Genomic DNA, 8,938 nt, shown 5'->3' on the forward strand with positions numbered 1-8,938 from the left:
CCGTAAGGGCGGAACCAATACCCGCCATCACCCAAATAACGGATATGCCCCCAAATCAAAACGCCAACTTATAACCAATAGCCATCAACATAACCGCCAAGCAAGGCCGCAACACCCCATCAGGCAACTTGCCCGTCATATGGCTACCCACATAGATCCCCGGCAACGACCCCATCAACAAAAACCCCAGCAAATGCCAATCCATATTCCCCATGCTGGCATGCCCCAACCCCGCCACCAGCGTCAACGGCACAGCATGCGCAATCTCAGTCCCCACCAACCGCCGCGTCGCCAGAAACGGATACAAAATAAACAACGCCACCGTCCCCAGCGCCCCCGCGCCGATGGACGTCAGCGCCACCATGGTGCCGAGGATCGCGCCGGTCACCACCGTCAACGCATTCAAATTACGCGGGCTCATGTGATAGCTATCACCCGCATGCCGCTGGGCAAACGCCAACAGGCTCTTCTTGAACAGAATCGCCAACGCCGTCAGCAACAACACCACCCCAAGCGCTTGCTTGATCACCGCATTCATCACGCTAGGGTCGGTATGCAGGCTGGCCAGGAACCACAAGGTCAACAGCACCGCAGGCACGCTACCCAAGGTCAACCAGCCGGTAATGGTCCAATCGATATTCTTGTTCTTGCTATGCACCAGCACACCACCGGACTTGGTGATGGCGGCATACAACAGGTCAGTGCCCACGGCAGTGGCCGGATTGATGCCGAACCACAACAGGATCGGCGTCATCAACGAGCCGCCACCCACACCGGTCATGCCCACGATAAAACCAACGATCAGGCCAGCTACCACAAAACCAAAATTACCCACATCCATTCCAGCTACCTGCGGCCTTATAAATTTCTGGCGGCAGGATAGCGATTTTTCTTATAACGACTTATACCAATATGATCTGACTTTATGCCTTTTAGCTCAGTCGATGGCTGACGCTGTCGATCAGATAGAGATGCAGGTTTATTTTCCAATCGCTGCATCCAATCGCGCAGGCCCTGGGTAGTCCTTTCAGAACCCCCGCTGTTTGACTGGAATGGAGATGTACCCATGAACGCTAAAACACTGTTCTGCCTCACTGCCCTGCTCGCCGCCGCCCCCGCAGCTTTCGCCCAGACCGGCTTGCCGGACAGCATCAAGGTGCCGGACGGCCATAAGGTGGCGATGGAAACCACCGGCGTCGGCGAAATCACCTACGAATGCCGCGACAAGGCCAACGCCGCCGGCCAGACCGAGTGGACCTTCGTCGGGCCCAAGGCGGTGTTGAATGACCGCAGCGGCAAGCAAGTCGGCACCTACTTCGGCCCGCCAGCCACCTGGCAGGCCAAGGACGGCTCGAAAGTCACCGGCACCCAATTGGCCGTGGCGCCGTCGGGCGCGGGCAACCTGCCGTATCAACTGGTCAAGGCCAACCCCGCTGAAGGCAAGGGCGCGATGAGCGGCGTGAGCTACATCCAGCGCGTGGCGCTCAAGGGTGGCGTAGCGCCGAGCAGCGAGTGCACGGCGGCCAACAAAGGCAAGCAGGAAGTGGTGAAGTACCAGGCGGATTACATCTTCTGGGCAGCCAACTGAGTAAAGTCGGCTACGCTGCCCCCCATGCCGATCATTGGGGGGTAGCCATCCGTGTTTGATTACGAAGCCTGTCTGCAGGCCTGCGCCCGTGGCGATCAACGCGCCTTGCGCCAGTTGTATGAGCAAGAAAGCAGCCATTTGCTCGGCGTGGCGATACGCATCGCCAGGGACAAATCCCTGGCCGAAGACATCGTGCATGATGCGTTTATCAAGATCTGGCGCGGTGCCGGCAGTTTTGACCCCAGTCGCGGCTCGGCCCGTGGCTGGGTGTTCAGCGTGACCCGGCACCTGGCGCTCAATGTCGTGCGCAACCATTACCGCGAAATCCCGTTGGGCGACGAGCACGAACAAGTCGCTGCCACCGACACCTTTGAATTCAGCGCACGCTCGGGGCAAGTCCATACCTGCCTGGAGCAACTCGACCCGGCCCGTCGCACGTGCATCCTGCATGCTTATGTCGACGGTTATTCCCACAGCGAAATCGCCCAGAAACTCGACACCCCGCTGGGGACCGTCAAGGCCTGGATCAAACGTAGCCTCGCCGCGCTGCGGGAGTGCATGGCATGAGCAACCCACTGGACGAACTGGCCAGCGAATACGTGCTGGGCACCCTGCCCGGCGAACAACGCGCCGACGTCGAACAACGCCTGAAACACGACGCCGAACTGCGCGCCGCAGTGGACGCCTGGGAGCAGCGCCTGTTGCCGCTGACCGCCTTGGCGGAACCGGTGCCACCCTCCTCTGAGCTGTGGCGGCGTATTGAACGCAACATTGCCAGCGCCCGCACGCACTGGTGGGACCTGCTGGCCGTGTGGCGCGGTCTGGCCGGTGCCGGGCTGCTGACCACGCTGGTGTTGGCCGCGCTGCTGCTGACCCGCCCGCCCACTGCCGACCCGACCTTTGTGGTGGTGCTGGTGGCGCCGCAAAGCCAGGCACCGGGTTGGGTGATCCAGGCCAGCAACGATCAGCAGATTCAGTTGATACCGCTGGGGGTGATGCAAGTGCCATCCGACAAGGCCCTGCAGTTCTGGACCAAAGGCGACGGCTGGCAAGGGCCGGTGTCCCTGGGCCTGGTCAAGCCGGGGCAGACACTCTCGGTGCCGTTGGACAAGCTGCCGCCGCTCACGCAGAACCAACTGTTCGAGCTGACCCTGGAAGACCCGCGCGGCTCGCCGACCGGCAAACCCACTGGGCCGATCCAGGCAATCGGCCGCGCAGTCAAGGTGCTCTGATCAGGCGACGGTGGGCAACCACACGCGAAACCGCGCACCGCCCAGCGGCGAAGCCAACGCCGTCAAGCTGCCGCCCTGGGCTTCCAGGGCGCGTCGGCTGATGGCCAGGCCCAGGCCAAAACCGCCGGTGGCGCGGTCGCGGCTGCGGTCCAGGCGGTAGAACGGCTCGAAGATGCGCTCGCGCTGGTCCACAGGGATGCCGATACCGTCGTCGTCCACCCAGATTTCACAGCCCTCGGCGCACACCTTCACACCGACCTGGATGCGCTTGTCGCAGTAACGCGTGGCATTGCGCAACAGGTTCTGCAAGGCGCGGGCGGTCAGACGCGGGTCGAGGCTGAAGCGCTCCACGGCGCAGTCGAGTGCCACATCAATGACGATCTCGGGGTTTTCTAGTTCGTCATCGACGCTGCCCAGTACGCTGTCGATGAACTCATCAAGCACCACCTCGACCCGCTCCGGCAGTTGCGCCGGGTTTTGCAGGCGGCTGTAGGACAGCAACTCCAGCACCAGCTCATCCAGCTCGCGGATATGCGCGACCAGACTTTGCAGGCGCTCGCGGCTGGCTTCGGGCAGGTCTTCGGACAACGCCAGGGCCAGGCCGAAATCCAGGCGCGTGAGCGGCGTGCGCAGTTCGTGGGACACCGCATTGAGCAGGTCGCGCTGCTGGTTGAGCAGGTGTTCGATGTCGTCGGCCATGGTGTCGAACACCGTGGCCAGGCTGCCGATGTTGGAGCTTGGGGGGATGTGTGTGCGCTCGCTCAGATTGCCCCGGCCCAATTGGGCGGCCGTGCTTTTCAGGCGCTCCAGGTCACGCCAGTGGGGGCGCAGCCACATCAACAGGCAGGCCAGCAATGCGGCGACGATCAACACATTGATCGCCCAGTACAGCACGTTCATGTCCAGTGGGTCGGGCGGTATGGTCAGCTTGACCGCGAACTGCTCGTTGATCGGCGAGCTGATTTCGGTCATCCAGCCCCACTCCCCCAAGCGCACGACCGACTTGCCCTGCTCCAGCAGTTGTTCTTCGGCCGGGGTGTAGCTGGCGTCCTGGCGCAGCAGCAATTGCACTTTCAGCGGCGCAAAGTCGCGGCCCAGTTGCTCGGTCACCTGTGACCAACGCTCCACCGGCGCCCGCAGGTATTGCTTGACGATCAGCTTCTGCTGGCCGCGGGTCTGCTCGATGTTGTAGTTCATGTAGCGGTGTTCGAACAGCTGGATCACCAGCGAGGGGATCAGGTAGATCGCCATGCTGTAGGTGACGATGGTGATCAGGTAAAGCCGCAGCAGTACTCGGAACATGGCTCAGCATTCCCACTCGGAACGACTGAACAGGTACCCCTTGCCCCACACCGTCTTGATCTTGCGCGCTTCGCCGGCGTTGTCGTCGAACTTGCGGCGCAGCTTGGAGATGGCCACGTCCACCGAACGGTCGGTGCCATTGAACTCGATGCCGCGCAGGCGTTGCAGGATCTGGTCGCGACTCAGCACCTCTCCCGCATGCCGCGCCAGCACCACCAACAGGTTATATTCGCCGCTGGACAACTCCACCGGCTGCTCGCGCCAGGTCACGGTGCGCTCCGACAGGTCGATGCACAGGTTGCCCATGATGATCTGATCGTTGGCCACCTGGGGTTCGGACAAACTGCTGCGCCGTAACAAGGTGCGCACCCGCGCCAGCAATACACGCGGCTCGCAGGGCTTGGTCACGTAGTCGTCGGCGCCCATTTCCAGGCCCAACACCTGGTCGTGGCTGTCATCACGGGCAGTGAGCATCAGGATCGGCAGGCCTGCCGAGTCGGCGCGCAACAGGCGGCAGACTTGCAGGCCATCGAGACCGGGCAACATCAGGTCGAGGATCACCAGGTCCGGCGGGTTCAGGCGCGCGCGTTCACGGACGTGGTCGCCACGGCTGAGCACGCTGACGTGGTAGCCATTGCGCTCCAGGTAGCTGGCAATCAGCTCGGAGAGTGCGGCGTCGTCTTCCACCAGGAGGATGTTGGGCATTAAGGTGTTTCCAAAAAATACATGGTCGTACATAAATCCAATGTGGGAGCGGGCTTGCTCGCGAAAGCGGTGGTTCAGTTAACAGATTTGTTGGCTGATACGCCGCCTTCGCGAGCAAGCCCGCTCCCACATTTGATCTTCAGTGTTTGCAGGATTGTGCAAGGATATACGCCCTCTGCCGACTATGGGTCGCACCTTACATTTCTTCACAGACGAGCTACACAGCTTCACAGCACCAAGGCGCAGGTGACTTTAGGATGCGCCAGTCAATATTGGGATAAGAGCATGTCGAAGAATCTGTTTGCGCCATTTTGCCTGCTGGCCCTCACCCTGGCCCTGAGCGCGTGTGGCGAGTCCGCCGCCGAAGCACCGCAAATGCCCCTGGCCAAAGTGCGCGTCGAAACCCTTGAAGCCAAACCCTTGGCCATCACCAGCGAACTCAGCGGGCGCATTGCCGCGCCGCGCATCGCCGAAGTGCGCGCACGGGTCGCCGGTGTGGTGATGCAACGGGTGTTCAAGGAAGGCCATGACGTGAAACAGGGCGACGTGCTGTTTCGCATCGATCCCGCGCCGTTCAAGGCCGACCTCGACAGCGCCCAGGCCAACCTGAGCAAGGCCGAGGCCGATGCCTTCAAGGCACGCCTGCAGGAGCAGCGCTACAGCCAATTGGTGGAAGGCAATGCCATCAGCGGCCAGGACTACGACAACGCCCGCGCCGCCGTGCGCCAGACCGCCGCCGAAGTCGCCGCCAATAAGGCCGCCGTCGAACGCGCCCGCTTGAACCTGGGCTACGCCACCGTGACCGCGCCGATTTCCGGGCGCATCGGCCGTGCGCTGGTCACCGAAGGTGCGCTGGTCGGTCAGAACGAGGCCACGCCGCTGGCGCTCATCCAGCAACTGGACCCGATCCACGCTGACCTGACCCAGTCCACCCGCGAGCTGAATGACCTGCGTCGCGCCTTCCGCGCCGGCAGCTTGAAGCAGGTCGGCCAGGACCAGGCCAAGGCCACGCTGATCGAGGACGATGGCAGCCTCTACCCGCTGCCAGGCAAGTTGCTGTTCGCCGAGATCAGCGTCGACCCCGGCACCGGGCAGATCATCCTGCGCAGCGAGTTCCCCAACCCGGACCTCGACTTGCTGCCTGGCAGCTTTGTGCGCGTGCGCTTGGAACAGGCCGTCGACAAACAAGGCATCAGCGTGCCGCAACGCGCCATCACCCGTGACAGCGCGGGTATCCCGATGGTGTTGCTGCTGGACGCCGAGCAGACCGTGAGCCAGCAGCCGGTAGAGCTGGGCGCGGTGATCAATGATCGCTGGATCGTCAGCAGCGGCCTCAAGCCCGGTGACCGCATCATCGTCGAAGGCCTGCAACACGCGCGCCCCGGTGAAAAAGTGGAAGTGGACGACAGCCCGCTCGTAAAGGAATAACCCGCCATGCCGCAGTTCTTTATTGACCGCCCGATCTTCGCCTGGGTGGTCGCCCTGTTTATCCTGCTGGCCGGTTTGCTGGCGATTCCACAGTTGCCGGTGGCGCAGTACCCCAACGTCGCGCCGCCGAAAGTCGAGATCTACGCGGTGTACCCCGGTGCGTCGGCGCAGACCCTGGATGAAAGCGTGGTGAGCCTGATCGAGCAGGAGCTCAACGGCGCCGATCACTTGCTGTATTTCGAGTCCCAGAGCAGCCTCGGTTCGGCCACCATCACCGCCACCTTCCAGCCCGGCACTAACCCGGAAATGGCCCAGGTCGACGTGCAGAACCGCCTCAAAGCGGTGGAGCCGCGCCTGCCCCAGGCGGTGACCCAGCAAGGCTTGCAGGTGGAGAAAGTCTCCGCCGGCTTCCTGCTGCTGGTGACCCTCACCTCCAACGACGGCAAGCTCGATGACGTGGCGCTGAGTGATTACCTGGCGCGCAACGTGATGAACGAACTCAAGCGCCTCGACGGTGTGGGCAAGGCCCAGCTGTATGGTGCCGAGCGCGCCATGCGCATCTGGATCGACCCGCAGAAATTGATCGGCTTCAACCTGACGCCGGCCGACGTGAACGCCGCGATCAGCGCGCAGAACGCCCAGGTTTCGGCCGGTAGCATTGGTGATCTGCCGGGCACTAACACCCAGGAGATCACCGCCGCGATCCTGGTCAAGGGCCAGCTTTCGACGCCTGCGGAATTTGCCGACATCGTGCTCAAGGCCAACCCGGACGGTTCCACCGTGCGCATCGGTGATGTGGCGCGGGTTGAAGTCGGCAGCCAGGAATACCAGTTCTCCACCCGCCTGAACGGCAAGCCCTCCACCGCTGTCAGCGTGCAGCTGTCGCCGGGAGCGAATGCGCTGAACACGGCGACACTGGTACGGGCGAAGATGGACGAGCTGTCGCGCTACTTCCCGGCCAATGTGGAATACAAGATCCCGTATGACACCTCGCCGTTCGTCAAGGTCTCGATCACCAAGGTGGTCTACACCCTGCTCGAAGCGATGGCGCTGGTGTTTGCGGTGATGTTCCTGTTCCTGCAGAACGTGCGCTACACCTTGATCCCGACCCTGGTGGTGCCGATTGCCCTGATGGGCACCTTCGCTACCATGTTGCTGCTGGGCTTCTCGATCAACGTACTGACCATGTTCGGCATGGTGTTGGCCATCGGCATCCTGGTGGACGACGCCATTGTGGTGGTGGAGAACGTCGAGCGCATCATGGCGACCGAGGGCTTGTCGCCCAAGGAGGCGACGAAAAAGGCCATGGGCCAGATCACCGGGGCCATCATCGGCATCACCCTGGTGCTGGTCGCGGTGTTCCTGCCGATGGCGTTCATGGCCGGCTCGGTGGGGGTCATCTACCAACAGTTCTCGTTGTCGATGGCGACCTCGATCCTGTTCTCGGCGTTCCTCGCCCTGACCTTGACCCCAGCCCTGTGCGCCACCTTGCTCAAGCCGATTGCCAAGGGCGAACACCATGCCAAGGGCGGTTTCTTCGGTTGGTTCAACACGCGCTTTGAACGGCTCACCGACCGCTACGAAGGTTGGGTGGCCTATGCCCTCAAGCGCAGCGGTCGCTACCTGCTGATCTACCTGGTGCTGCTGGTGGGCCTGGGCTGGATGTTCAGCCGCCTGCCCTCCTCGTTCCTGCCCGTGGAAGACCAGGGCTACACCATCACCGACATCCAATTGCCGCCCGGCGCGAGCAAGAACCGCACGGTGCAGGTGGCCGAGCAGATCGAAGCGCACAACGCCGAGGAACCTGGGGTGGGCGACACCACCATGATCATGGGCTTCAGCTTCTCCGGTTCCGGGCAGAACGCCGCGCTGGCGTTTACCACGCTCAAGGATTGGTCCGAGCGCAGCAACGATGATTCGGCTTCGTCGATTGCCGACCGCGCCAACATGGCCTTCAGCGAGCTTAAGGATGCAATTGCCTACGCGGTGCTGCCGCCGCCGGTGGATGGCCTGGGCACCTCCAGTGGTTTCGAGTTCCGCCTGCAAGACCGCGGTGGCGTCGGCCATGCCGCGCTGATGGCGGCGCGTACCGAATTGCTGGCGGCTGCCGAGAAAAGCCCGATCCTGGCCAACGTGCGCGAAAGCGCCCTGGCCGAAGCCCCGCAAGTGCAACTGGAAGTAGACCGCAAGCAGGCCAACGCACTGGGCGTGTCCTTTGCCGAAGTGGGCAATGTGCTGTCCTCGGCCATCGGTTCGGCCTACATCAACGACTTCCCCAACCAGGGCCGCATGCAACGGGTGGTGGTGCAGGCCGAAGGCGACCAGCGCAGCCAGGTCGCAGACTTGATGAAAATCAACGTGCGCAACAACGCTGGCAAGATGGTGCCGCTGTCGTCCTTTGTCGAAGCCAAATGGACCCAGGGCCCGACGCAGCTGACCCGCTACAATGGCTACCCGGCCATCGCGATTTCCGGCGAAGCGGCACCGGGACACAGCACTGGTGAGGCGATGGATGAGATCCAGCGCCTGGTCAGCCAGTTGCCGGCAGGTCTTGGCCAGGAATGGACCGGTCTGTCGTTGCAGGAACGCTTGTCCGGTTCCCAGGCGCCCTTGCTGCTGGGCTTGTCGCTGCTGATCGTGTTCCTGTGCCTGGCGGCGTTGTACGAAAGCTGGTCGATCCCGA

At 62.6% G+C, this 8,938-nt stretch carries 8 protein-coding genes; 5 read left to right on the forward strand and 3 right to left on the reverse strand.

Annotated elements, in window-relative coordinates; genetic code table 11:
• Positions 1-55: 55 nt before the first annotated feature.
• Positions 56-841: a sulfite exporter TauE/SafE family protein gene (locus HX823_RS24725; protein WP_177077146.1), complete on the reverse strand. Its 786-nt coding sequence runs from the start codon at positions 839-841 to the stop codon at positions 56-58.
• A 225-nt stretch (positions 842-1,066) separates the two neighbouring features.
• Here HX823_RS24725 and HX823_RS24730 point away from each other — a divergent pair, with 225 nt between their 5' ends.
• Genes HX823_RS24730 through HX823_RS24740 form a run of 3 tightly spaced genes read left to right on the forward strand, consistent with a single transcriptional unit; the run spans position 1,067 to position 2,820 of the window.
• Positions 1,067-1,588 (forward strand): DUF3455 domain-containing protein, encoded by a 522-nt coding sequence (locus HX823_RS24730; RefSeq protein ID WP_038848534.1) that lies wholly within the window; start codon positions 1,067-1,069, stop codon positions 1,586-1,588.
• Positions 1,589-1,639: 51 nt separating this feature from the next.
• Positions 1,640-2,155, forward strand: a complete 516-nt coding sequence (locus HX823_RS24735; RefSeq protein ID WP_177077148.1) for a sigma-70 family RNA polymerase sigma factor — start codon at positions 1,640-1,642, stop codon at positions 2,153-2,155.
• Positions 2,152-2,820, forward strand: a complete 669-nt coding sequence (locus HX823_RS24740) for an anti-sigma factor domain-containing protein (RefSeq protein ID WP_177077150.1) — start codon at positions 2,152-2,154, stop codon at positions 2,818-2,820. Before HX823_RS24735 ends, HX823_RS24740 begins: the two co-directional genes overlap by 4 nt.
• Here the strand turns inward: HX823_RS24740 and HX823_RS24745 are convergent, their stop codons facing one another.
• Positions 2,821-4,122 (reverse strand): ATP-binding protein, encoded by a 1,302-nt coding sequence (locus HX823_RS24745; RefSeq protein WP_033901516.1) that lies wholly within the window; start codon positions 4,120-4,122, stop codon positions 2,821-2,823.
• Positions 4,123-4,125: 3 nt separating this feature from the next.
• A complete protein-coding gene (locus HX823_RS24750; protein WP_010210801.1) occupies positions 4,126-4,827 on the reverse strand; it encodes a response regulator transcription factor in 702 nt (233 codons plus the stop codon).
• A 285-nt stretch (positions 4,828-5,112) separates the two neighbouring features.
• On the opposite strand from HX823_RS24750, the gene HX823_RS24755 reads away from it, so the two are divergent.
• Together HX823_RS24755 and HX823_RS24760 are read left to right on the forward strand one after the other, a co-directional pair.
• Positions 5,113-6,255 (forward strand): efflux RND transporter periplasmic adaptor subunit, encoded by a 1,143-nt coding sequence (locus tag HX823_RS24755; protein ID WP_038845353.1) that lies wholly within the window; start codon positions 5,113-5,115, stop codon positions 6,253-6,255.
• A gap of 6 nt (positions 6,256-6,261) precedes the next feature.
• Positions 6,262-8,938 (forward strand): multidrug efflux RND transporter permease subunit (locus HX823_RS24760; protein ID WP_177077152.1); only part of this gene is annotated, 2,677 nt, incomplete at its 3' end.

Source organism: Pseudomonas sp. P7759 (genome assembly GCF_013386445.1).
Taxonomy (GTDB): domain Bacteria; phylum Pseudomonadota; class Gammaproteobacteria; order Pseudomonadales; family Pseudomonadaceae; genus Aquipseudomonas; species Aquipseudomonas azotoformans_A.

Excerpts from the sequence above, each read along its gene's own strand:
- HX823_RS24725 (WP_177077146.1), bottom strand. The coding sequence starts at position 841 with ATGGATGTGGGTAATTTTGGTTTTGTGGTAGCTGGCCTGATCGTTGGT.
- HX823_RS24730 (WP_038848534.1), top strand. The coding sequence starts at position 1,067 with ATGAACGCTAAAACACTGTTCTGCCTCACTGCCCTGCTCGCCGCCGCC.
- HX823_RS24740 (WP_177077150.1), top strand. The coding sequence starts at position 2,152 with ATGAGCAACCCACTGGACGAACTGGCCAGCGAATACGTGCTGGGCACC.
- HX823_RS24745 (WP_033901516.1), bottom strand. The coding sequence starts at position 4,122 with ATGTTCCGAGTACTGCTGCGGCTTTACCTGATCACCATCGTCACCTAC.
- HX823_RS24750 (WP_010210801.1), bottom strand. The coding sequence starts at position 4,827 with ATGCCCAACATCCTCCTGGTGGAAGACGACGCCGCACTCTCCGAGCTG.
- HX823_RS24755 (WP_038845353.1), top strand. The coding sequence starts at position 5,113 with ATGTCGAAGAATCTGTTTGCGCCATTTTGCCTGCTGGCCCTCACCCTG.